Source organism: Pseudoalteromonas undina, from assembly GCF_000238275.3.
GTDB lineage: Bacteria > Pseudomonadota > Gammaproteobacteria > Enterobacterales > Alteromonadaceae > Pseudoalteromonas > Pseudoalteromonas undina.
This window is the reverse complement of sequence record NZ_AHCF03000003.1, coordinates 1,241,689-1,265,432: the sequence shown is the minus strand read 5'-3', so window position 1 is coordinate 1,265,432 and position 23,744 is coordinate 1,241,689. Positions and strand designations below refer to the sequence as shown.

Annotated in this window: 21 protein-coding genes; 6 read left to right on the top strand and 15 right to left on the bottom strand. The window is 40.2% G+C overall.

From position 1 onward, the window contains the following. The 6 genes from PUND_RS09500 to seqA form a co-directional block, all read right to left on the bottom strand. A complete protein-coding gene (locus PUND_RS09500; RefSeq protein ID WP_010390105.1) occupies positions 1-1,575 on the bottom strand; it encodes a dihydrolipoyllysine-residue acetyltransferase in 1,575 nt (524 codons plus the stop codon). A gap of 8 nt (positions 1,576-1,583) precedes the next feature. Further along, entirely contained in the window at positions 1,584-2,561 is a 978-nt protein-coding gene (locus tag PUND_RS09495) for an alpha-ketoacid dehydrogenase subunit beta (RefSeq protein WP_010390106.1), read from the bottom strand. Then, the gene (locus tag PUND_RS09490; protein ID WP_008466734.1) at positions 2,561-3,775 is read right to left on the bottom strand and encodes a thiamine pyrophosphate-dependent dehydrogenase E1 component subunit alpha; all 1,215 of its coding nucleotides are present in this window, start codon (positions 3,773-3,775) and stop codon (positions 2,561-2,563) included. Before PUND_RS09490 ends, PUND_RS09495 begins: the two co-directional genes overlap by 1 nt. 265 nt (positions 3,776-4,040) lie before the next feature. Further along, complete coding sequence (astE, locus tag PUND_RS09485) at positions 4,041-5,093, bottom strand: succinylglutamate desuccinylase (RefSeq protein ID WP_010390108.1); 1,053 nt, start codon at positions 5,091-5,093, stop codon at positions 4,041-4,043. An 82-nt stretch (positions 5,094-5,175) separates the two neighbouring features. Then, a complete protein-coding gene (gene pgm, locus PUND_RS09480; protein ID WP_010390109.1) occupies positions 5,176-6,813 on the bottom strand; it encodes a phosphoglucomutase (alpha-D-glucose-1,6-bisphosphate-dependent) in 1,638 nt (545 codons plus the stop codon). A 9-nt stretch (positions 6,814-6,822) separates the two neighbouring features. Next, positions 6,823-7,407, bottom strand: a complete 585-nt coding sequence (seqA, locus tag PUND_RS09475) for a replication initiation negative regulator SeqA (protein WP_010390110.1) — start codon at positions 7,405-7,407, stop codon at positions 6,823-6,825. Positions 7,408-7,891: 484 nt separating this feature from the next. Between seqA and PUND_RS09470 the strand changes: the two genes are divergently transcribed. The 5 genes from PUND_RS09470 to fur all read left to right on the top strand — a co-directional run bounded on the left by PUND_RS09470 (position 7,892) and on the right by fur (position 10,423). After that, the gene (locus tag PUND_RS09470; protein WP_010390111.1) at positions 7,892-8,659 is read left to right on the top strand and encodes an alpha/beta fold hydrolase; all 768 of its coding nucleotides are present in this window, start codon (positions 7,892-7,894) and stop codon (positions 8,657-8,659) included. A gap of 95 nt (positions 8,660-8,754) precedes the next feature. Beyond that, positions 8,755-8,976 (top strand): DUF2788 domain-containing protein, encoded by a 222-nt coding sequence (locus tag PUND_RS09465; RefSeq protein WP_008113777.1) that lies wholly within the window; start codon positions 8,755-8,757, stop codon positions 8,974-8,976. A 2-nt stretch (positions 8,977-8,978) separates the two neighbouring features. After that, positions 8,979-9,257: a LexA regulated protein gene (gene ybfE / locus PUND_RS09460; RefSeq protein ID WP_008113775.1), complete on the top strand. Its 279-nt coding sequence runs from the start codon at positions 8,979-8,981 to the stop codon at positions 9,255-9,257. Between the two features lie 13 nt (positions 9,258-9,270). Then, a complete protein-coding gene (fldA, locus tag PUND_RS09455; RefSeq protein ID WP_010390112.1) occupies positions 9,271-9,798 on the top strand; it encodes a flavodoxin FldA in 528 nt (175 codons plus the stop codon). Positions 9,799-9,979: 181 nt separating this feature from the next. Continuing rightward, a complete protein-coding gene (gene fur, locus PUND_RS09450) occupies positions 9,980-10,423 on the top strand; it encodes a ferric iron uptake transcriptional regulator (RefSeq protein ID WP_010390113.1) in 444 nt (147 codons plus the stop codon). Between the two features lie 65 nt (positions 10,424-10,488). On the opposite strand, the gene glnS is transcribed toward fur, so the two are convergent. Then, positions 10,489-12,153 carry a glutamine--tRNA ligase gene (glnS, locus tag PUND_RS09445; protein WP_010390115.1) on the bottom strand — a complete coding sequence of 555 codons (1,665 nt, stop codon included), beginning with the start codon at positions 12,151-12,153 and terminating at the stop codon, positions 10,489-10,491. A 216-nt stretch (positions 12,154-12,369) separates the two neighbouring features. Here glnS and PUND_RS09440 point away from each other — a divergent pair, with 216 nt between their 5' ends. Further along, positions 12,370-13,440, top strand: a complete 1,071-nt coding sequence (locus PUND_RS09440) for a DUF3083 family protein (protein ID WP_010390116.1) — start codon at positions 12,370-12,372, stop codon at positions 13,438-13,440. An 89-nt stretch (positions 13,441-13,529) separates the two neighbouring features. Here PUND_RS09440 and sucD read toward each other — a convergent pair whose 3' ends face one another. The 8 genes from sucD to sdhC form a co-directional block, all read right to left on the bottom strand. Continuing rightward, on the bottom strand, positions 13,530-14,402 hold the full coding sequence (gene sucD / locus PUND_RS09435; protein WP_010390118.1) for a succinate--CoA ligase subunit alpha: 873 nt from the start codon (positions 14,400-14,402) through the stop codon (positions 13,530-13,532). Further along, positions 14,402-15,568: an ADP-forming succinate--CoA ligase subunit beta gene (gene sucC, locus PUND_RS09430; RefSeq protein WP_008464053.1), complete on the bottom strand. Its 1,167-nt coding sequence runs from the start codon at positions 15,566-15,568 to the stop codon at positions 14,402-14,404. The genes sucD and sucC overlap by 1 nt, the downstream gene beginning before the upstream one ends. A 176-nt stretch (positions 15,569-15,744) precedes the next feature. Then, entirely contained in the window at positions 15,745-17,262 is a 1,518-nt protein-coding gene (gene odhB, locus PUND_RS09425; protein WP_010390119.1) for a 2-oxoglutarate dehydrogenase complex dihydrolipoyllysine-residue succinyltransferase, read from the bottom strand. A gap of 3 nt (positions 17,263-17,265) precedes the next feature. Then, positions 17,266-20,085 carry a 2-oxoglutarate dehydrogenase E1 component gene (gene sucA / locus PUND_RS09420; RefSeq protein WP_010390120.1) on the bottom strand — a complete coding sequence of 940 codons (2,820 nt, stop codon included), beginning with the start codon at positions 20,083-20,085 and terminating at the stop codon, positions 17,266-17,268. A gap of 86 nt (positions 20,086-20,171) precedes the next feature. Further along, the gene (locus tag PUND_RS09415; protein ID WP_010390121.1) at positions 20,172-20,888 is read right to left on the bottom strand and encodes a succinate dehydrogenase iron-sulfur subunit; all 717 of its coding nucleotides are present in this window, start codon (positions 20,886-20,888) and stop codon (positions 20,172-20,174) included. 10 nt (positions 20,889-20,898) lie between these two features. Next, positions 20,899-22,671, bottom strand: a complete 1,773-nt coding sequence (gene sdhA, locus PUND_RS09410; protein WP_008112088.1) for a succinate dehydrogenase flavoprotein subunit — start codon at positions 22,669-22,671, stop codon at positions 20,899-20,901. Further along, positions 22,672-23,019: a succinate dehydrogenase, hydrophobic membrane anchor protein gene (gene sdhD / locus PUND_RS09405; protein WP_010390124.1), complete on the bottom strand. Its 348-nt coding sequence runs from the start codon at positions 23,017-23,019 to the stop codon at positions 22,672-22,674. Continuing rightward, a complete protein-coding gene (gene sdhC, locus PUND_RS09400; protein WP_010390126.1) occupies positions 23,010-23,387 on the bottom strand; it encodes a succinate dehydrogenase, cytochrome b556 subunit in 378 nt (125 codons plus the stop codon). The genes sdhD and sdhC overlap by 10 nt, the downstream gene beginning before the upstream one ends. Between the last annotated feature and the right edge of the window lie 357 nt (positions 23,388-23,744).

The window sequence follows — 23,744 nt, the reverse complement described above, 5'->3', positions numbered from 1 at the left end:
TTAGCGCATTGCCATCATCATTTTAGCTGGCTGCTCTAAGTATTCTTTCCATAAATTATTAAAGCGCGCTATCGTGCCGCCATCAATTACACGATGATCACCTGACCAGCTTACTTGCATAATTGCACGTGAAACCACCTGCCCTTGCTGATCAAAGCGTGGAAGGTGCTGTAATTTTCCAAGTGCAACAATCGCGACTTCTGGCTTATTTATGATTGGCGTTGCAATAGTGCCGCCAATTGCACCAATGTTAGAAATGCTAATAGTGCCACCTTTTAAATCATCAGGTGCAACTCGCCCTTCGCGAGCAGAATCAGTAAGCTGAGTTAAACTGTTAGCAACCTCTACAATGCTTTTAGTTTGACAAGCTTTAATATTAGGCACTAATAAGCCCACTTTAGAATCTACCGCAACCCCAATATTATGATCGTCATAGTAAGTAATTTCGCTACAATCATCATTTACTTTTGAGTTAAGTACTGGAAATTGGCTCATTGCCAACGATAACGCCTTAATAAAAAACGGCATCATAGTTAACTTAACGCCCTGAGCTTTATATTGCTCTTTCAGATCAGTTCGAAGTGCAATTAAATCAGTTAAGTCAATTTCATCACTGTAGGTAAAATGTGGAATAGTTGAAACCGACGCTACCATTTGTTTTGCCATGGCCGCTTTAATGCCTTTAATCGCTTCTGTTCGCGTTCCACCTGTGCTCGCTGTATGTTCAGTACTGCTGGTTTTTTTACTCTCAGAAGCTTGTGGTTTATTAAGCTCAGAAGTATCCATACCAGATGGCACTTCATTTTTTATAAATGCTTCAATGTCTTGTTTATAAATACGGCCATTTTTACCACTGCCTGGCACACAGGTTAAGTCAACATCAAGCTCACGCGCTTTGCGTCTAACCGCAGGCGATGCAACTGCTTTTTGGTTAATTACTGCAGTTTGTGGTTGCGTTTGTTTATCGGGCGTATCGGAAGTTGCATTACTTTGTGCTTTAACAACCGCATTATTAACATCAACATCTTCCTTTGCAGCTTGACCTGCTATGGTCATTTGAAATAACGGGCTGTGTACCTTGGCAATTTCACCTTTTTTATAATATAGCTTTTGTACGGTACCGGTATATTTAGCCGGTATTTGTACTAACGCTTTATCGGTCATCACATCACAAACAGCTTGATCTTCTTCAATCTCATCACCTTCTGCCACTAACCACTCAACAATTTCACACTCAACGATACCTTCACCAATATCGGGTAAGATAAAATCTTCTAAATGTTCACGAGTAGATGTTGGTGCAGATGGTGTTTCAGCCTCTTCACTGGGTGCTTCCCCGGCAACATCCATCGCAAATAACGGCGCATGCACTTTAGCAATATCGCCTTTTTTGCAATGCAGCTTAGTGATCACTCCATCGTGTACAGCAGGAATTTGTACTAAGGCTTTGTCTGTCATCACATCACAAATAGGCTGATCTTCTTTTACTGTATCGCCTTCTTGTACCAGCCATTCGACTACTTCGCATTCAACAATGCCTTCACCAATGTCAGGTAATATAAAATCTTTAGCCATGGAAACCTCTAAAAGTTCACTGATTGTTTAATTGCGGCCATTACTTTCAATGCATCTGGAACATATTCTTTTTCTAGCGCCAGCGGATATGGTGTATCTAAACCACAGACACGTAAAATAGGCGACTCTAAATGTAAGAAACACTCTTGAGCGATAGTTGCCGCAATTTCAGCGCCAAAACCATTGGTAATAGGCGCTTCATGACTAACAATAAGCCGACCTGTTTTTGTCACTGACTTAGCAATCGTTTCAACATCCCACGGTAGAATACTGCGAAGGTCAATCACCTCACAGCTAATACCTTGCTCACTGGCTTGTTTAGCGGCTGCTTCTACGATTTCCATTTGTGCGCCCCACGCCAATAAAGTAACGTCAGTGCCCTCTTGAACTACCTCAGCTTTACCTAGTTCAATGCTGTAATCTTCTTCTGGCACTTCACCCGTAGATGCACGATATAAACGTTTTGGCTCAAAAAATAGCACTGGATTATCGTCTTTAATACATGCGCGAAGTAAGCCTTTAGCTTGATAAGGATTACGCGGCACGACAATTTTTAACCCTGGCGTATGAGCAAAATATGCTTCTGGCGATTGCGAGTGATACAAACCACCAGCAATACCGCCGCCGTAAGGTGTTCGTATTGTTAGATTACCTACGTTAAATTCATTACCGCTACGGTAGCGAAACTTAGCAGATTCATTCACTATTTGGTCAAACGCAGGAAAGATGTAATCAGCAAATTGAATCTCAGCAAGCGCTGGTGCACCAAATGCGGCCAATCCGTTAGCAAAACCTAAAATGCCTTGCTCTGTAAGCGGCGTGTTGAATACTCGGTGCTTACCGTATTTTTCTTGTAAACCTGATGTTGCTCTAAAAACACCGCCAAAATAACCAACGTCTTCACCAAAAATACACGCTTGAGGGTGCTCATTCATAGTGATATCTAAAGCAGAATTAATTGCATGTAGCATGTTCATTTTAGCCATTACTTAATTCTCCCTGCTGTTGTTGGGTAGGCATCAGGATGGGCTTTTATATGTGTTTTAAGCTCATCATATTGGCGTTGTAAAGATGGAATTGGTGTATCGTACACATCAGAAATCAGCTCTTCTAAGGCTGGTTTATCAATTACTTCAGCGCGTTTAAGTGCCGCCAAAATATCATCACGAATTGTTTCTTTCGCTTTTATATCTTCTGCGTCATCTAACCAGTTTTGTTTTACTAGCCATTTTCTAAAGCGCTCTATTGGGCACGCTTTATAGTTTGCTTCTTCATCTTTTGAACGGTAGCCACTAGGATCATCTGACGTTGAGTGCGCGCCTAAACGATAAGCTATCGATTCAATAAGTACAGGTTCACCTTGGGTTGCTGCAATTTCTCGGGCTTTTTTAGTTGCTGCATAAACAGCGAGTGCATCGCTGCCATCAACACGTATGGTTTTAATACCATACCCTACGCCACGCGATGCAATACCATCACCTTTAAATTGTTCATCAGCTGGGGTAGAAATAGCATAACCATTGTTACGTGCAAAAAAGATAACCGGTGCCTTGTGCACTGCAGCCATGTTAAGACCTGCGTGAAAATCACCTTCTGAAGCGGCACCTTCACCAAAGTAACAAATGGTGACGTTATCAATAGTGCTTGCTAGTTCACCTGTTTTAGCATCGATATGTTTTACTTTTTGACCGTAAGCATAACCGGTGGCCTGTGGGATTTGAGTTCCTAATGGCGATGAAATTGTCATGTAGTTAAGTGCTTTAGAACCGTAATGGATCGGCATTTGACGGCCTTTACCAAGATCTAGTTCGTTAGAAAACATCTGATTCATAAATTGGTCAAGCGTAAAACCACGGTAGTGCAACGCCGCTTGCTCACGGTATTGCGCCATAATCATATCATCTTGATCAAGGGCTGCCGCAGAGGCTGTTACCGCCGCTTCTTCACCTAAACACTGCATGTAAAAGCTAACACGGCCTTGGCGTTGAGCACCCTGCATACGTTCATCCAATAAACGAATAAAACGCATGGTTTCGTATAATTTAATAGCGGTTTGTTTAGAAATGTCAGGTGCAGGAGCACTAGGATGAATGTCGCCGTCCTCAGTTAAAATACTAAGGGTTGGAATATTAAGCGCGTGACCGTCGATAAACTCAAGCTCATGGTTAATATTCAGCGATACGTTATTGGGATTACTCATAACCTACCTTCTCTTGTTGTCGGTATCACAGTGCCCCTTTAAATTATTATTATGGGTGATTGTTGCTGAATAAACTTTGCAACATCTGCACTGTATTTAATTAAAGCTGCCAACACTTTACGTTAACGTAAAGTGTTATTCAACAAAACTGTGACCAAACAAAAGTAAATATTGAGCAAATAACTGGCAAGTTAACTATACATATAATTAACCACTTATTAATCAGTTGGTTAAACTTTCATAACAAGTGGTCTGATGTGTTGAATTAGCTAAAACGACTATCCACCTGCATAGGCACAACCGTTAATAGTGCACGTTGTCCAATAGCAACTTGTGCGTTAGGAAAAATAATCGCTTCCCCTTCTACGTCCGCATAAATTGCATTATCACCATCAGTTGCTAAAAGCTCACCCTTTGCAAAGCCTGTAAAGTTCTCGGCATCATCAGAAAACGGGAAGCTAAAGTTTTGCTCTGTGCGGTTAATTGTGCGATGAACAGAAAACAACTCAAAGTCACTTGCATTAAATTTAGGGTATTCCACTTCTTTTTGACTAATTAATGCAGTTAATGTTTGCTTGGTTTTTGCAAAGCGCGACATGTCGTTTTCACCAAAGGGTTTTACTTGGCCAAGCTCAACGGTAAACGAATCAGCCCCATGCACAAACGATGAATAGTAGCTAAACGTGGTAGCGGGTGATTTCATCATTAATACCGTATTAACTCCGCAACTCAATAAAAACTGCAGTTGCGACTTTTTCCAAGGCTTGCCATGTAAAAATGGGTAAACAGCAAACTTCTCATTTTTAGAACCACGAATAGCGGTATGTAAATCATAATGACAGCGATACGTGTCCTGCTCTGAGCGTGCATAAAAATCGCTAACGTACTGTTCAAGTTTTGCAGCACGAATACGTTCGTCGTTCATCGCGATGCCATCAACAGTGTGGTGCCCATTAAATAAGCGATTTAAGTTCTCTTCTACAAAGCGTTTACCAATATTAATTGACTGAGGGTTACCAAAAATAAATAAAACCCGTTGTTGTAATTCAAGTTTTCCACTAATAATGTGTTTAATCAGTTCATCGCAAATTTCTATAGGGGCTGTCTCATTGCCATGAATTGCACTTGAAAGCACCACATTCTTTGACGTTATACAATCAGGCTCAAATTCAATTACACCGGTATCATGCACGGTTACTTGCGTATTATTATTAAGAGTAAATTGGCCTGCATCCAAATGCCATTCATGGTTTCGAGAAAGCGTTAAAAAATCACCATCTTGTTTTAATTGATTAATATATTCTGAAGTGGCTGACATCACTATAAAGCCCTTTTTGTTTTATAAATTGTAGATACAAAAACGGCTGAATAAATCAGCCGTTTTTAATTTTAATTGCAGATTAGCTAATTACTGAATCAACCAGTTTTTTAGCTTCTTTTTCTAATAAGGCTAAATGCTCTTCGCCTTTAAATGATTCTAGATATATTTTATATATATCTTCAGTACCTGACGGACGCGCTGCAAACCAGCCACTTTCAGTTACTACTTTTAATCCACCAATTGCTGCATTATTACCTGGCGCATGAGTAAGCTTTTGCATAATTGGCTCACCGGCTAAGGTATCGGCTTTAACATCGTCAGCACTGAGCGCTTTTAAACGTGATTTTTGCTCAGGCGTCGCTGGCGCATCTAAACGTTTATAAATTGGTGCACCAAATTCTTGCTCTAGTTCTTTATATAACGTAGACGGTGTTTTACCTGTAACTGCAAGAATTTCAGCAGCAAGTAGCCCCATGATAAAGCCATCTTTGTCTGTACACCATACGGTGCCATCAAAACGTAAAAAAGCTGCCCCTGCGCTTTCTTCACCACCAAAAGCCAATTTGCCTTTATTTAGCCCCTCAACAAACCATTTAAAACCAACGGGTACTTCTTTTACTTTACGCTTATTACGCTCAGTGACTTTATCAATCATTGAGCTAGAAACGAGGGTTTTACCAATTTCGACGCTGGCTTCCCAGTCACGATGCGTTAGTAAATAATCAATGGCTACTGCTAAAAAGTGATTTGGATTCATTAATCCATCAGGTGTTACTATGCCATGACGGTCATAATCAGGATCATTGCCTATCGATAGATCAAAATCATCTTTAAGGGCAATTAAATTCGCCATTGAATAAGGTGATGAGCAATCCATACGAATTTTGCCATCTTTATCAAGTGGCATAAATGCAAAACGCGGATCAACACTGTCATTTACAACGGTTAAATCCAGATTATATTTTTTCGCAATCACTGGCCAAAAGTTAATGCCTGAACCACCTAATGGATCGATACCTACTTTAATACCAGCATCACTAATCGCTTTTAAATTAACAATGTTTTCAAGATCATTGATGTACGGTGTCATTAAATCTTCATAGCGGATAAAACCAGAACGCGACGCTTTAGCAAATGGAAACAGTTCTACTTCAACTAAGTCTTCCATTAAAAGCTGATTGGCTCTATCTTCAATCCATTTTGTTACATCTGTATCTGCAGGACCGCCATTAGGTGGGTTATATTTGAACCCGCCATCTTCAGGAGGATTATGAGACGGAGTAACGACAATGCCATCGGCCAATTCATTTGGGTGATTTTTATTATAACTAACAATAGCGTGGCTAATTACTGGTGTTGGTGTGAAGTCGCCATTTTCTTGGGTGATCACTTGCACTTCGTTAGCAACCAGCACTTCTATCGCTGAGTTAAAGGCCGCTTCGCTTAATGCGTGGGTGTCTTTACCCAAAAATAATGGGCCGAATATATCGTTTTGTTTTCTGTAATCACAAATAGCTTGGGTGATTGATAATATGTGGGATTCATTAAATTTCACATCATACGCACAACCACGGTGCCCTGAGGTGCCAAAGGCAACACAATGCTCAGGGTTTTGCTCTAGATCAGGCTCATTTAAATAATACGCAGACACTAACTTTGGTACATTCACTAAAACCGATTGTGGTGCAGTTTTCCCTGCGCCGGAATGAATTGCCATGGTATTTCCTTAAAGATAATCACGAATTTTTTCAGCTTGCTCATTGCTATAGCCCAAGCTAAGTGCAACTTCATGCAGCATCATTTTTTTACGTGTAGTATTTGAATTAGTCATCACCCAATATTCACTATCGGTGATGTTTTTAGGGTTCATACTACTACCGCTATTCACTAAGTCTTCTTTACTGGTCGCAAAATAAACACGATCGCGGCCTTTGATATCAAGCACTGCTGAAAAGTCAGTTTTGTGCGTTCGGTAAAATGCACTTAATATAAATAAGAAACGACCAACAACACCTTTTTGCATTGCCAGCTCTTCTTTATTTAAAATATTAAATACGTTCGCATTCTTTTTATTTACCGGCGGTTTCGCCACAGAGGCTGGCTGTTCAACGGCAGCAACTTGTTGTTCTTCAGATGGATTAGACACACTAACAGTTTCATTTTTATGATCAGTGTCTGATTTTGTAGTGTGAATTTTTTCGCCGCTGAGATTTAATAAACGACGTAAAATAGTCGATGCACTTTCACCAATACTCTGGGTATTGCTAGCAATGTACTGATATAACTCGTCGTCTATGTCGATTTGTTTCATGTTCTTCCTGTCATTACGGGTCACATTTTTCTTTCGATATGATTATACCCAAATCACCTCAAGATGCGAGTTTCAGTTGGAATTAAAAGCGATTTAGGCAAGGCATTGATTGCAAACAATAGTCGTTCTATTGCTAAAACCAATAACGCAGTATAAATCGCTTTTAAACCAACCCTCTGGGCGTTTCACAGGAACTTACTCTCATCGTTGTTAATTTTTAAAAGGGATCACCATTGTTGCAAACTAACGCCTTGATATTAAGCCCCGGTGAAACGCTGAATTCTGTATCTTGTGATGGTTTGGGTATATACCCAATCCAGTTAGAAATGCGAGTTACAACCCACGCTACCCTAAACATATAATTAATAATGACCAAATAATCAGAGAGCTAGGTATTTTGCATCCAGCGTTTAAATAATATCTGTATTTTTTGCTTTTTTAGTTAATGCTCGGCAAACTATGGGCAAAATTATGGGAGACGTTTATGCAATTAAATTACAAACAAATTGGTCAAGGTCCTGATGTTGTTTTGATCCATGGACTGTTTGGCTCTTTAGAAAACCTTAATGTGATTGCAAAACCATTAAGTGAACACTTTTGCGTAACCAATGTCGATTTACGTAACCATGGCCTTTCCCCACACAGTGATGAAATGGATTACCTAGCCATGGCCAATGACATTGTGGAATTAATGGCGAAATTGAAAATACAAAAAGCCCACCTTGTAGGGCATTCCATGGGCGGTAAAGTGGCAATGCAAGTTGCATTAACCCATAGCGAATTGGTCAATAAATTAGTGGTACTTGATATCGCCCCAGTTAGCTACCCGGCTCGTCATACCCAAATCATTGAGGCATTAAATGCAGTAAAAAATGCCGATATTAGTGATAGAAAGCAAGCTGATTTAGTAATGCAACCGTATATAGAAGAGTTAGGAGTACGTCAGTTTTTATTGAAGAGTTTATATAAAAATGATGCAGGGAAATTTGTATGGCGATTCAATTTATCAGTGCTTGATAATAAATATTCAACAATTACCGACAACATTAATGCAAATAATTCTTGTTTATGCGAAACTCTGTTTATTAAAGGTAATGACTCTGACTACATATTAGCTGAGCACCGTGAAGCAATTAATTCGCTGTTTAAAAATGTAAGTGCAAAAATCATCCATGGTGCGGGTCATTGGTTGCATGCCCAAAAACCACAGGCTGTAAACAAAGCAATCAATGATTTTTTAACTGCAGTTTAATGTTATTTTTGTGGCGTGTTTTTGATTTATCACACTAAATAATTAAAGATTTATGTGCTATAGTACGCGCCGTTTAATTTAAAGGTTATACGTCGATGGTCAGTCAGTTTATTAACGAATTTGATACCTTAGGGTTGTATTTTGGCTTAGCAGGTATTTTTATTTTTATCGGCTTGGCAATTAAAGACGTACTGAAAAGCGGCAATGTGCCTAAATTTGGTCGTTATATTGTGTGGCTGGTACTTTTTTTAGGTTGTTCTGGCTTTATTGCCAAAGGACTTATTCAGGTATTTTGGCAAGGTGCGGGTGTAGGTTAAGCATGGCCAAGTCAGAAACAGATAGAACAACGCTTGATTTATTTGAATACGAGAAACGTCCAGGTAGGCCGAAAACCAATCCCCTTCCACGGGATATGCAGTTAAAGGTCAATAAACGTAATCAAATAAAAAGAGATAAAGCACGTGGCTTAAAGCGTGTTGAATTTAAAGTTTCGTCACAGCTGTATCAGGCTTTGAGTGATATGGCAGATGCACAAAATATTAGCCGTAGTGCGTTGATCGAAACAATTTTACAAGAAAGATTGGCTATTGATAGATAAAAGGTTTAAATCCATGGCAAGTGTAGGCATTTTTTTCGGAAGTGATACAGGTAACACAGAACACGTAGCTAAAATGATCCAAAAAGAATTGGGTAAAAAGCTCGTTGCTGTGCATGACATTGCAAAAAACTCTAAAGAAGAGATAGCTGAATTTGATCTGATCTTATTCGGCATTCCAACTTGGTACTATGGCGAAGCGCAGTGTGATTGGGATGACTTTTTTCCTGAGCTTGAAGAAGTAAGCTTTGAAGGTAAGCTAGTGGCTATTTTTGGCTGTGGCGACCAAGAAGACTATGCAGAATACTTCTTAGATGCAATGGGTATGATCAACGATATCGTAACAGAGCGTGGTGCTATTGTTGTTGGTCATTGGCCAACTGACAGCTATGATTTTGAAGCATCAAAAGGTATGGCGGATGACAAGCATTTCGTTGGCTTAGGTATTGATGAAGACCGCCAGCCTGAATTGACTGAGCAACGCGTTAAACAATGGTGCGCTCAGGTATATGATGAAATGTGCTTGAGTGAGTTAGCAGATTAACCCTCCCTTTTTATGCTAACTGTTTAAAATATTATCAAACAGTTAGCATTTTCCACGTTAATATTGATATAGATCAATTGTTCTTTGCACTTCCTGCAAAGGCACGTTATCCTAACTGTTATTGTGACGAGTACATCTTGCAAGATGTCTAGTATAACTAAATAAAATTGAGACAGATTTAATGACTGATCATAACTTGGAACTTAAAAAAGCCGGGCTAAAGGTAACTTTACCGCGTATTAAAATTTTAGAGATTCTTCAATCTCCAGATAACCAACACATAAGCGCTGAAGATGTTTACAAGGTTTTATTAGATCTAGGCGAAGAAATTGGTCTTGCGACTGTTTACCGTGTTTTAAATCAATTTGATGATGCGGGTATTGTTAGCCGTCATCATTTTGAAGGTGGCAAGTCTGTATTTGAACTTTCTGGCAGCACTCACCATGACCACTTAGTGTGTTTAAAGTGTGGCAAGGTTGTTGAGTTTGAAGATGACTTAATTGAACGTCGTCAACTCGAGATTGCTGAAGAAAACGGTATTAAGCTAACTAACCACTCTCTTTACCTATACGGTGAGTGTGAAGATAAAGACGCATGTAAGGCGTTTGCACAAAACAACAGTTAATTTTTATTAATTGCATAAAAAAACCTGCTAAAAGCAGGTTTTTTTGTGTCTAAAATAGAACAGAATTACTTCTGATCTATTTTAGCCCATGAGTCGCGCAGACCCACAGTTTGGTTAAATACCACGTTCTCAGATTTACTATCACGAGAGAAGTAACCAGTACGCTCAAACTGGAAACCTTGCGCAGGCTGTGAATTTGCCAGTGAAGGTTCTAGTTTTGCATTATTAATAACAACTAACGACTCTGGGTTTAATGTGCTTTCAAAATCTTCTGCTGCTGCAGGATTAGGAACACTGAATAAACGGTCATATAAACGTACTTCCGCCGTCACTGACTCAGGTGCTGACACCCAATGAATCACCCCTTTTACCTTACGCCCATCGCTTGGGTTTTTACCCAATGTTTCAGGATCGTAAGTACAGTAAATAGTGGTAATTTCACCGTTATCGTCTTTTTCAACACGCTCTGCTTTAATTACATAAGCGCCACGTAAGCGTACTTCTTTATCAAGTACTAAACGTTTGAACTTATTGTTTGCTTCTTCGCGGAAATCTTCACGTTCAATAAAAATTTCACGGGTAAAAGGCACATCACGACGACCCATTTCTTCTTTATTTGGGTGATTAGCAACAGACAATGTTTCAACAGTGTCGGCTTCAAAATTCTCAATCACGATTTTAACCGGATCAAGTACAGCCATAGCACGCGGGGCATTTTCGTTTAAATCATCACGGATACACGCTTCAAGCATACCCATTTCAACCATATTTTCTTGTTTAGTAATACCAATACGTAAACAAAACTCACGAATTGAAGCCGGTGTATAACCTCGTCGACGAAGACCCGCAATCGTTGGCATACGCGGGTCATCCCACCCTTCTACCTTGTTATTTACCACTAAGTCATTAAGCTTACGCTTTGACATAATTGTGTATTCAAGGTTTAACCGTGAAAATTCAATTTGCTGTGGGTGGCACTCAAGGCTGATATTATCAAGAACCCAGTCGTAAAGACGACGGTTATCTTGGAATTCTAAGGTACATAATGAATGTGTTATACCTTCTAGCGCATCAGAAATACAATGCGTGAAGTCGTACATTGGGTAAATGCACCACTTATCCGCAGTTTGGTGATGATTAGCAAAACGAACACGGTAAATAATTGGATCGCGTAGCACCATAAATGAGCTTGCCATATCAATTTTTGCGCGCAGTACACATTCGCCCTCTTTGAATTCACCATTGCGCATCTTTTCAAATAATGCGAGGTTTTCTTCAACCGAGGTATCGCGATAAGGGCTATTCTTACCTGGCTCTTTTAATGTGCCACGGTATTCACGTGCTTGATCGGCTGTTAAAAAACACACATACGCTAAACCTTTTTCAATTAGCTCTACTGCATAGCCGTAAAGCACATCAAAATAGTTTGACGAATATTTAATCTCACCATCCCAATTAAACCCTAACCACTGTACGTCTTCTTTAATTGAATTAACGTAGTTAATATCTTCTTTTTCTGGGTTTGTATCGTCAAAACGAAGGTTACATAAACCGTTATAGTCTTTGGCGATACCAAAATTTAGGCAAATTGATTTTGCATGGCCAATATGTAAAAAGCCATTTGGTTCTGGTGGAAAACGGGTATGCGTTGTGGCATGTTTTCCACTTGCTAAATCTTCATCAATTCGGGTTCTAATAAAGTTACTTGGGCGATTCTCGATTTCCGCCATAGGAGTATAAACCTCTGTATATTGCGTGATAACAAAACTAATGCATTATTACAAAAACCAAGCGTAACATACAGTAATAGATACGGGTTTATGTTGGTAATTAACAAAGTTTGTTTAATAAGGGATAGTTTATGAACAAAATTTGTTTTAGCGCAATATTTAAGTCATCAAAGCATTCTATAGTATAAAAATAAACCCAACTTACAGGAACGAAAGATGGCTTCATTAAATCAACACCGTGTTTATATCCCAAGCAATGCTAGAGCAAACCATTATTTATTAGCTGAAATCACGCCAAACGATGAGTTTTATAAGAGCTTTAGTAATATTAATGCGTGTTATCAGCGTATTGCTCGCCAACTATTTGCTGCTTGTGATGAATATGAACTTCACAATGTGCATTTACTCGCCAATGATAAACTGCCGGTCGTGCGATTTCATGATGAGTCTTATCAACTTGAAACCGATAAGCAAATGTTGTTTTTCTATAATCCTCGTTACCATGAAGCGCATAAACTTCATTACACCGAAGATCAGCAAAGCAAAAAGATTCGCTTACTGTTTTTAGCCACTGGGGATGATATTCGCGCTCACTCCGCCCAATTCCATAATAATGTACAAAAAGTTTTGGATCTTTTACAACAGCAATTATTTGTAGAGCAACCAAGCTTTAAATTACGTGATCATCAGCATTTGACCTATGATTTATTCGCTAAAGAAAAAGGCAATAAAGAAAGTTACGGTTATAAATTAAGAAGTTTATATCCTCGTTATCAATCAAGACAATGCGAGATACCAAGCACACACGCAGAAATGACCTATGTTACGTTTTCGGTACCGATAACACGTAATATTAAAACGCAGTTTCAAAGTGAAATTAACAGCCAAACTTACCAGCCATTCTACTCTCACTTTTCAAAACTATTTACCCAGCTATGTGAAGATAATAAACTCACCCACGCTGCGATGGTTGCAAATGGCGCAATGCCAATAATTCGCAACAGCCAAGTAGATCGAAATGAGGGAAATGAAGAGCTACAAAAAATTAGTTTTGATATAGAAGATTCAGCGCCACAAATGAAAGTATTTTTTGAAGCCGATAAATTAGTCGAAACACTGCATTTTGTCATTGTGGCAGCTGAGCATAATAAACATGAAATTGGCTATGGTCGCTTTATGAACCAAGTAGAAAAAACTATTCATGGCTTATGCGATGAGTTAGCAATTAATAAGCAACGCCAAGACTTATCAGTACGCTTTTTTCAGCATATAAGTTACCCATATTAATTAAGCTAAACTGTGGTTAATTAGGTACCTGAACTTTAGATAACAAAAAGGCTCGCAATTGCGAGCCTTTTTTAAAGAATAAACGCTGATTACCAGCCTGTTTTCTCTTTAAGTGCTTTACCGATATCAGCAAGTGAACGTACAGTTTTTACGCCCGCAGCTTCTAATGCAGCAAATTTCTCATCAGCAGTACCTTTACCACCAGCGATGATTGCGCCAGCGTGACCCATACGCTTACCTTCTGGTGCAGTAACACCAGCAATGTAAGAAACAACAGGTTTAGTTACGTTAGCTTTGATGTACTCTGCAGCTTCTTCTTCTGCAGTACCACCAATTTCACCAATCATTACGATTGCTTCAGTTTGTGGATCTTTTTCGAACAATTCTAGAACGTCGATAAAGTTAGTACCTGGAATTGGATCACCACCAATACCAACACAAGAAGACTGACCAAAACCAGCGTCTGTAGTTTGCTTAACTGCTTCGTACGTTAAAGTACCAGAGCGAGAAACAATACCTACTTTACCAGGCTTGTGGATGTGACCAGGCATGATACCAATCTTAGTCTCACCAGGAGTGATAACACCTGGACAGTTAGGACCGATCATACGAGTACCTGTTTGATCTAGTTTAACTTTAACGTCAACCATATCAAGTGTAGGAATACCTTCAGTGATACAAACAATAAGCTCGATACCTGCATCGATAGCTTCTAAGATTGCATCTTTACAGAAAGGTGCTGGTACATAAATCACAGATGCAGTTGCACCTGTTGCTTCTACAGCGTCACGTACTGTGTTAAATACAGGAAGACCAAGGTGAGTTTGACCGCCTTTACCTGGGCTTACACCACCAACCATTTGTGTACCGTACTCAAGCGCTTGCTCTGAGTGGAAAGTACCTTGACCACCAGTGAAACCTTGACAGATAACTTTTGTATCTTTATTGATTAATACAGACATTATTTGCCCTCCGCAGCAGCAACAACTTTTTCAGCCGCGTCTGTTAATGATTCAGCAGCGATGATGTTAAGATCAGACTTAGCAAGTACTTCACGGCCTAATTCAGCATTAGTACCTTCTAAACGTACAACTACTGGAACTGTTACACCTACTTCTTTAACTGCGCCAATGATGCCTTCAGCAATCATGTCACAACGAACGATTCCGCCGAAGATGTTAACTAAAACAGCTTTAACGTTGTCATCTGAAAGGATGATTTTGAATGCTTCAGAAACACGTTCTTTAGTCGCGCCGCCACCAACATCTAGGAAGTTAGCTGGCTTGCCACCGTGTAGGTTTACGATGTCCATAGTACCCATTGCTAGGCCTGCACCGTTAACCATACAACCTACGTTACCATCTAGGGCTACGTAGTTAAGCTCGAAGCTTGCTGCGTGAGCTTCACGTGCATCTTCTTGAGATGGATCGTGCATTTCACGGATTTTAGGTTGACGGTAAAGTGCATTACCATCGATACCGATTTTACCATCTAGACAGTGAAGGTTACCTTCATCTGTGATTACTAGTGGATTGATTTCAAGTAATGCGAAATCGAAATCGTTGAACATGTTGCCAAGACCCATAAAGATCTTAACGAACTGCTTCATTTGTGTAGGGTTAAGACCCAATTTAAAACCAAGCTCACGAGCTTGGTAAGCTTGAGGACCTACTAAAGGATCAATCTCAGCTTTATGGATAAGTTCTGGTGTTTCTTCAGCAACAGTTTCAATTTCAACGCCGCCTTCAGTAGACGCCATGAACACAACTTTACGAGAAGCACGGTCAACAACAGCACCTAGGTACAGTTCGTTAGCGATGTCTGTACAGCTTTCTACTAAAATTTTAGCAACTGGCTGGCCTTTCTCGTCTGTTTGGTAAGTAACTAGGTTTTTACCTAACCAGTTAGCTGCAAACGCTTTAACTTCGTCGATAGTTTTAACTAGCTTTACACCGCCAGCTTTACCACGTCCACCTGCGTGAACCTGAGTTTTAACAACCCACATATCGCCGCCAATTTTTTCAGCAGCTGCTGCAGCTTCTTCAGGTGTATCGCAAGCGAAACCTTGAGAAACTGGTAAACCATATTCGGCAAAAAGTTGTTTTGCCTGATACTCATGCAAATTCATGATGCTTTATCCAATTTTTTATATTAAAAGAGCTGAATATTTATGCAAATAAACAACTATCCCAAATTGCGTGCCTAGTATAGATCTCATGGCGCTACATGAAAACCCCAGTATGACCTTAGGCGCAAAAAAAAAGCTGTGATTTTAACTCACAGCTTATATTTCATACTACTTAATTAAACATCTAGCAGTAAACGTGTTGGATCTTCAAGTAACTCTTTAATTGTTACTAAGAAACCAACTGATTCTTTACCATCGATTTGGCGATGATCGTAAGATAACGCTAAATACATCATAGGTAAGATTTCAACTTTACCATTAACAGCCATTGGACGATCTTGGATTTTGTGCATACCTAAGATTGAAGACTGCGGTAAGTTAATGATTGGTGTTGATAGTAATGAGCCGAATACACCACCGTTAGTAATAGTGAAATTACCGCCAGTCATGTCGTCAAGTGTTAGCTTGCCATCACGACCTTTAAGAGCTAGTTCACGAATACCTTTTTCGATTTCTGCAACTGATAATTTGTCACAATCTTTAAGTACTGGCGTTACTAGGCCACGTGGCGTAGAAACAGCAATACTGATGTCGAAATAGTTGTGATAAACAATATCATCGCCATCAATTGATGCATTTACATCTGGGAAACGCTTTAACGCTTCAGTTACCGCTTTAACGTAGAAAGACATGAAACCTAAACGGATACCGTGACGCTTTTCAAATACTTCTTGGTACTGCTTACGAAGATCCATAATTGGCTTCATATTAACTTCGTTAAACGTGGTTAACATTGCAGTTGAATTTTTCGCTTCAAGAAGACGATTAGCAATCGTTTTACGTAAACGTGTCATAGGCACACGTTTTTGAGTACGATCCCCCATTGGTGCTGCTGGTGCTGCTTCTGCTTTTGCTGCTGGAGGAGGTGCTTTTAAGAATTGATCAACATCTTCTTTAGTCACACGGCCATTTTTACCTGAACCTTTGATTTTTGAAGCATCAAGGCCTTTCTCAGCAATTAAACGACGCACTGATGGCGTTAGCACATCTGAACTATCGCTTGAGCTTTCTTCTTTGGCTGCTGGTGCATCCGCTTTAGCTTCAGATTTAGCTGGTGCAGCGCCTGCTTTTACCTTACCAATTACTTGCTCACCAAGAACGGTATCGCCTTCGTCATGGATTATTTCACCCATAACGCCGTCTTCTTGGGCAACAACTTCAAGTACAACTTTATCTGTTTCAATATCTACCAAGTTTTGGTCACGTGTTACCGCGTCACCTGGTTGAACATGCCAAGTAGCAATTGTTGCATCTGCAACTGATTCTGGAAGTACAGGTACTTTAATATCCACTTCTTTACCTTCTGATGCTGGTGCTGATTGCGCCGCAGGCGCGTCTTCTGATTTATCTGATGCTGAGTCATCTTCTTTTGACTCTTTAGTTGCCGGTGCTTCATCTGCATCGCCAATTAAACCGATCACTTGGTCGCCAAGTACCGTAGCACCTTCTTCTTGTGAAATTTCAGTGATTACACCATCGTTTTGTGCAACCACTTCTAAAACCACTTTGTCTGTTTCAATATCTACTAAGTTTTGGTCACGGCTTACTTTGTCGCCAACACTTACATGCCATGTAGCAACGGAAGCATCTGCAACCGACTCAGGAAGAACAGGAACTTTAATCTCTGTGCTCATTGCTTATCCTTTCTTTTCTATAGTAAGCGCGTCGGCAACGAGCGCTTGTTGTTCTTTAGTATGTACTGACATATAACCACATGCAGGTGATGCTGAAGCTTTACGACCAGCATATTTTAATTTTGCATCTTGTGGAATTGCATCAATAAAGTGATGTTGAGAACAATACCAAGCACCTTGGTTTTGCGGCTCTTCCTGACACCATACAAAATCAGTAACATGCTGATAACGTTCAATAATCGTCTTCATTTCGTCATGTGGGAACGGGTATAGCTGTTCAACACGAACAATAGCAATGTTGTCTTGCTCAAGTTTACGACGCTCTTGTAATAATTCGTAGTAAACTTTACCACTACAAAATACAACACGTTCTACTTTCTTAGCATCAATATCATCAATTTCATCGATCACATTGTGGAATACGCCCTCTGATAGTTCTTCAAGCGATGATGTAGCTAATGGGTGACGAAGCAATGATTTTGGCGTCATAACAATCAATGGGCGACGAAGAGGTCTAACCGATTGACGACGAAGCATTGCATAAACTTGTGCCGGTGTAGATGGTACACATACTTGCATATTATGATCAGCACACAGCTGCAAAAAGCGCTCAAGACGTGCAGAGCTATGCTCAGGACCTTGGCCTTCATAGCCATGTGGTAGCAAACATGTCAGGCCACATAAACGACCCCACTTTTGCTCACCTGAACTTAAGAATTGGTCAAAAACAACTTGTGCACCATTGGCGAAATCACCAAATTGCGCTTCCCATAAAACAAGTGAAGTCGGCTCTGCTGTTGCATAACCATATTCAAACGCTAATACCGCTTCTTCAGATAGCACCGAATCAAATACTTCAAACGTACCTTGATCTTCACTAATGTTTTGCAGTGGTAAGTACGTTGCACCGTCTTGTTGACCGTGAACAACAGCATGGCGATGGAAGAAGGTACCACGGCCAGAGTCTTGACCTGTTAGGCGAATGTCAGTGCCTTCAGCTGCAATAGTTGCGTACGCTAAAGTCTCTGCCATACCCCAATCAAGTGCTTTTTCACCGGCAGCCATAGCTTTACGATCATCGTATATTTTCTTAACACGAGATTGCGCTTTGTGGTCTTCAGGGTAGCTTGCGACAATGTTACCAAGCTCTTTAAGTTTCTCTACAGAAACGCTCGCGTCGTAGTCAACATTCCAATCATGGCCAACGTATTTAGCCCAATCAGAAGAATGTGACGTTTCTGGTTGAATTTCTTCAACTACACAGTTGCCATCATCTAAGCCATTACGATAATCATCAGCAAGTGCTTTCACTTCGTTTTCTGAGAAAGAACCTTCCGAAATTAACTGATCTGCATAAATTAAGCGAGGGACTGGATGTTTTTTAATCTTTTGATACATAACAGGCTGTGTAGCATTAGGCTCATCAGCTTCGTTATGACCATGGCGACGGTAACAAACAAGGTCAATCACAACGTCACGTTTAAACTGGTTTCTAAAATCAAGCGCTAACTGCGTAACAAACGCAACCGCTTCAGGATCATCAGAGTTTACGTGGAAGATTGGTGATTGAACCATTTTTGCAATATCAGTACAGTAATCAGTAGAGCGAACATCGTCTTGCTTGCTTGTTGTAAAACCAACTTGGTTATTAACAACAATACGAATGCTACCACCACAACTAAATGCATTAGTTTGTGATAAGTTAAACGTTTCTTGTACTACACCCTGACCTGCGATTGCAGAGTCGCCGTGAATAGTAATAGGAAGTGCTTTGCTGCCAGTTTTGTCGTTTAGACGATCAAGACGTGCGCGCACAGACCCCATAACCACAGGATTAACGATTTCTAAGTGCGATGGGTTAAACGCAAGTGCCATATGCACATTGCCACCTTTGGTCGCGAAATCTGAAGAGTAACCCATGTGATACTTAACATCACCAGAGCTTAAAGTATCTTTGTGTTTACCAGCAAATTCATCAAATAATTCTGATGGATTTTTACCAAGTACATTCACAAGTACGTTCAAGCGTCCGCGGTGAGCCATGCCGATTACGGCTTCTTTTTGGCCACTTTCACCCGCGCGGTGTATAAGCTCTTTAAGCATAGGAACTAACGCATCGCCACCTTCAAGTGAGAAACGCTTAGCACCCGGGAACTTAGCCCCTAAATATTTTTCAAGACCATCAGCCGCTGTCAATCCTTTAAGGATACGTAGCTTTTCATTTTTATCGAATTTTGGCCTAGACTGAACAGACTCTAAACGCTGTTGTAACCAACGTTTTTCTTCTGTTGATGTGATGTGCATATACTCTGCGCCAATAGAACCACAATAAGTAGTTTTTAGTGCTTGGTATAACTCACCTAAAGGCATAGTATCGCGGCCTACGGCAAACGATCCTACGTTAAATTCGCGGTCAAAGTCAGCATTTGATAAGTCGTGGTATTCTAGCTCTAAATCTCGTACACGTTCTCGTTGCCAAATACCTAGTGGATCTAGGTTTGCATTTTGGTGTCCACGAAAACGGAAAGCATTAATAAGTTGCAGAACTTTAACCTGTTTAAGGTCGCCGCCACTGCCCTCTGCTACCACTACTTCTCTATGCTTGTTTTTAGCAAGCGCCGCAAATTGTGAACGAACTTCTGAATGTTTTACTTCAACATCCACACCATCAACTTTTGGTAATTGTTCGAACACTTCTCGCCATTCTTCTGGCACCGAAGTCGCATCGTCTAAATACGCTTCATAAAGCTCTTCAACATAAGCAACGTTACCGCCGTTTAAATGTGAAGATTCTAGCCATGCCTTCATCACACCTTCGTGCATTTATAAGCCCTTTTTTTTAGCGCAGAAATTAATAGTTATATAACAAGATGGCTAATAAATATTAGCCATCTTTCGTCTACTAGAAATTAAACCGAGCGGTTTAATAACATAGATTTTATTTGCCCAATTGCTTTAGTCGGGTTAAGACCCTTAGGACAAACGCTAACACAGTTCATGATACTGTGGCAACGGAACACACTGAATGCATCGTCTAAGTCAGCTAAACGCTCTTCTGTTGCAGTATCTCGGCTATCAGCTAAGAAACGGTAAGCATGAAGAAGGCCTGCTGGACCTATAAACTTATCTGGATTCCACCAGAAAGAAGGACACGATGTAGAACAACATGCACATAAAATACACTCATAAAGCCCATCTAATTTATCACGCTCTTCAATAGATTGAAGACGTTCGCCTGCAGCAGGCTCGTCATTTATTAGATACGGTTTTACTTTTTCGTATTGAGTGTAGAACTGACTCATGTCAATAACAAGGTCACGAACAACAGGAAGTCCCGGTAATGGACGTACTACGATTTTACCTTTGCCATTTTTTTGTAGCGTAGATAAAGGAGTAATACATGCTAAGCCGTTCTTACCATTCATGTTTACACCGTCTGAACCACACACGCCTTCACGGCATGAACGACGGAATGATAATGTAGGATCTTGCTCTTTTAATAATAAAAGTGCATCCAATACCATCATGTCTTGGCCTTCCTCAGTTTGCAAAGTGTATTCTTGCATACGAGGTGCGTTGTCAACATCCGGATTGTAACGATAAACTGAAAATTGTACTTGTGCCATCGTCTCGCTCCTAGTAGGTACGTGCTTTAGGTGGGAATGCTTCACGTAGCTTAGGCTCGTAGTTTACTTTACGCTTGCTCATTTCATCCGTTACCGGATTAAATACTGAGTGACATAACCAGTTTTCGTCATCACGATCTGGGAAGTCAAAGCGAGAGTGTGCACCACGGCTTTCAGTACGGAAGTTTGCAGCTACTGCAGTTGAGTAAGCTGTTTCCATTAAGTTGTCTAATTCTAAACATTCAATACGCATGGTGTTGAAGTCTGATGATTTATCATCAAGACGTGCATGCTGTAAGCGTTCACGAATTTCTTTAAGCTCAGTAAGACCAGTTGCCATTGAGTCACCTTCACGGAATACCGAGAAGTTAAGCTGCATACACTGTTGTAGGTCTTTCTTGATTTGTACTGGGTCTTCGCCTTGACCAACTGTTGAGCTTTCCCAACGATTAAAGCGAGCTAAAGACGCTTCTAAATCAGACTCAGAAGCCGCTTTAGAAATTTCAACGTCATTTAGGTATTTACCTAAGAAATTACCAGCAGCACGGCCAAATACAACTAAATCAAGTAATGAGTTACCACCTAAGCGGTTAGCACCGTGAACAGATACACATGCAATCTCACCAACAGCAAATAAACCTTGTACTACTTTTTCGTTACCAGCGGCATCGATATTAAGTACTTGACCATTTACGTTAGTTGGCACACCACCCATCATGTAGTGACATGTTGGGATAACTGGAATTGGTTCTTTTGCAGGATCAACGTGAGCAAATGTTTTAGCAAGGTCGCATACACCTGGAAGACGTAAGTTAAGCGTTTCTTCGCCTAAGTGGTCAAGTTTCAACTTAAGGTGAGGACCCCAAGGACCATCACAACCACGACCTTCACGAATCTCTGTCATCATTGAACGGGCAACAACGTCACGAGATGCTAAATCTTTAGCGTTTGGTGCATAGCGTTCCATGAAGCGTTCGCCATCTTTATTTAAAAGATAACCACCTTCACCACGACAACCTTCAGTTACTAGCGTACCAGCACCTGCAATACCTGTCGGATGGAATTGCCACATTTCCATGTCTTGCATAGAAATACCAGCACGAGTCGCCATACCAACACCGTCACCAGTGTTAATGTGAGCATTAGTTGTTGATGCGAAGATACGACCTGCACCACCGGTAGCTAACACAACTGCTTTTGATTTGAAGAAAGTGATTTCACCTGTTTCAATTTCAATCGCTGTACAACCTACTACATCGCCATTATCGTTTTTAACTAAATCAAGTGCATACCATTCAGAAAATACATTTGTTTTATTTTTAACGTTTTGTTGATAAAGAAGGTGTAATAATGCGTGACCAGTACGGTCAGCAGCTGCTGCGGTACGTGCAGCTTGTTCACCACCAAAGTTTTTCGATTGACCACCGAAAGGACGTTGGTAAACACGGCCATTTTCAAAACGAGAAAATGGTAAGCCCATGTTTTCTAATTCAGTAATAGCTTCTGGGCCTGTATTACACATGTATTCGATAGCGTCTTGGTCACCGATAAAATCGGAACCTTTAACGGTATCATACATATGCCATTCCCAGTTATCTTCATGCGAATTACCTAGCGCTACTGTAATACCACCTTGAGCAGATACAGTGTGTGAGCGTGTCGGAAAAACTTTAGAGATTAGTGCACATGTTTTGCCAGATTCAGTAATAGCAAGAGCAGCGCGCATACCTGCACCACCGGCACCAATTACTACGGCGTCAAATTCACGAACAGAATATTTCACTTAAACACCCCATAAAACGATTAAACCTACAGCTACGTAAGCGACAGCCATTAGGTTTAGTACAAAGCCTAAGAAAGCACGCAATTTAGCGTCCTTTACATAGTCGGTTAGAACCTGCCAAAGGCCGATACGGGTATGAACCATAATGCAAACTAGGGTGATTAATGTCGCCCCTTTCATTGCTAGGTTAGAGAATAGGCCTGTCCAGGCGTCATATGTGACTTCTGGCATTGCTAAAAAATAGCCAATAATAAAAATTGCATATGCACTGATTATTAATGCCGTTGTGCGTAGAGATACAAAATCTTGTACGCCATCACGTTTAAGAGTTGCTTGATTTAAGACCATATCCACACCCCTGCCAATACAGCAAACACAACGCCAAGTGCCATTGCAATTTTAGCGCTAGTGTTGCCTGATTCAAGTTCTTCCCAATGCCCCATATCCATAATGATGTGACGGATACCACCGATAAGGTGATAACCCAATACAGAAAGGGTGCCCCAAGCTATAAATTTGGCAATGAATCCGTTAAACAGACCCTTGACGAATTCAAAACCTTCAGCTGAAGAAAGAGACTCTGACCAAGCCCAAATGACAAACGTTAAAGCAAAAAATAATGCAACACCGGTGACGCGGTGAAAAATTGAAGCTTTAGCCGTTGCCGGCATAGATATAGTTGTTAGATCTAGATTTACAGGTCTTTGCTTTTTCACAGTTACTTGCCCATCTTGCCCGCAGTGGGGCTCATCTACTTGTTTTTCTAAAACCCACCAAATGTTTCTGGTGGAACTATCAAAATAAACGTATTAATACTAATAAAGTTCACTTTTTATGAAAAATATTATGTAAAAAAAAGTTTACCCAAATACAAATCGGTTAAAAACCTCCGTTAGTATATATAGCCGGAGACTCTTTTACAATTCTTGTTTACTTTGAGTCGTTTGCGAATTAGCCAATGGTATAATATTCAATCTATACCGAATATTTATTATACATATGTGCATAATACTTATAAAAATTGACTTTATACCCCTCTTTCACGTTAAAATGTAAAGATGTGCTTAGAATAG

What these genes read in the sequence shown, in the direction of transcription:
- PUND_RS09500 (WP_010390105.1), bottom strand. Translation starts at nt 1,575, where the DNA reads ATGGCTAAAGATTTTATATTACCTGACATTGGTGAAGGCATTGTTGAA.
- PUND_RS09495 (WP_010390106.1), bottom strand. Translation starts at nt 2,561, where the DNA reads ATGGCTAAAATGAACATGCTACATGCAATTAATTCTGCTTTAGATATC.
- PUND_RS09490 (WP_008466734.1), bottom strand. Translation starts at nt 3,775, where the DNA reads ATGAGTAATCCCAATAACGTATCGCTGAATATTAACCATGAGCTTGAG.
- astE (WP_010390108.1), bottom strand. Translation starts at nt 5,093, where the DNA reads ATGTCAGCCACTTCAGAATATATTAATCAATTAAAACAAGATGGTGAT.
- pgm (WP_010390109.1), bottom strand. Translation starts at nt 6,813, where the DNA reads ATGGCAATTCATTCCGGCGCAGGGAAAACTGCACCACAATCGGTTTTA.
- seqA (WP_010390110.1), bottom strand. Translation starts at nt 7,407, where the DNA reads ATGAAACAAATCGACATAGACGACGAGTTATATCAGTACATTGCTAGC.
- PUND_RS09470 (WP_010390111.1), top strand. Translation starts at nt 7,892, where the DNA reads ATGCAATTAAATTACAAACAAATTGGTCAAGGTCCTGATGTTGTTTTG.
- PUND_RS09465 (WP_008113777.1), top strand. Translation starts at nt 8,755, where the DNA reads ATGGTCAGTCAGTTTATTAACGAATTTGATACCTTAGGGTTGTATTTT.
- ybfE (WP_008113775.1), top strand. Translation starts at nt 8,979, where the DNA reads ATGGCCAAGTCAGAAACAGATAGAACAACGCTTGATTTATTTGAATAC.
- fldA (WP_010390112.1), top strand. Translation starts at nt 9,271, where the DNA reads ATGGCAAGTGTAGGCATTTTTTTCGGAAGTGATACAGGTAACACAGAA.
- fur (WP_010390113.1), top strand. Translation starts at nt 9,980, where the DNA reads ATGACTGATCATAACTTGGAACTTAAAAAAGCCGGGCTAAAGGTAACT.
- glnS (WP_010390115.1), bottom strand. Translation starts at nt 12,153, where the DNA reads ATGGCGGAAATCGAGAATCGCCCAAGTAACTTTATTAGAACCCGAATT.
- PUND_RS09440 (WP_010390116.1), top strand. Translation starts at nt 12,370, where the DNA reads ATGGCTTCATTAAATCAACACCGTGTTTATATCCCAAGCAATGCTAGA.
- sucD (WP_010390118.1), bottom strand. Translation starts at nt 14,402, where the DNA reads ATGTCTGTATTAATCAATAAAGATACAAAAGTTATCTGTCAAGGTTTC.
- sucC (WP_008464053.1), bottom strand. Translation starts at nt 15,568, where the DNA reads ATGAATTTGCATGAGTATCAGGCAAAACAACTTTTTGCCGAATATGGT.
- odhB (WP_010390119.1), bottom strand. Translation starts at nt 17,262, where the DNA reads ATGAGCACAGAGATTAAAGTTCCTGTTCTTCCTGAGTCGGTTGCAGAT.
- sucA (WP_010390120.1), bottom strand. Translation starts at nt 20,085, where the DNA reads ATGCACGAAGGTGTGATGAAGGCATGGCTAGAATCTTCACATTTAAAC.
- PUND_RS09415 (WP_010390121.1), bottom strand. Translation starts at nt 20,888, where the DNA reads ATGGCACAAGTACAATTTTCAGTTTATCGTTACAATCCGGATGTTGAC.
- sdhD (WP_010390124.1), bottom strand. Translation starts at nt 23,019, where the DNA reads ATGGTCTTAAATCAAGCAACTCTTAAACGTGATGGCGTACAAGATTTT.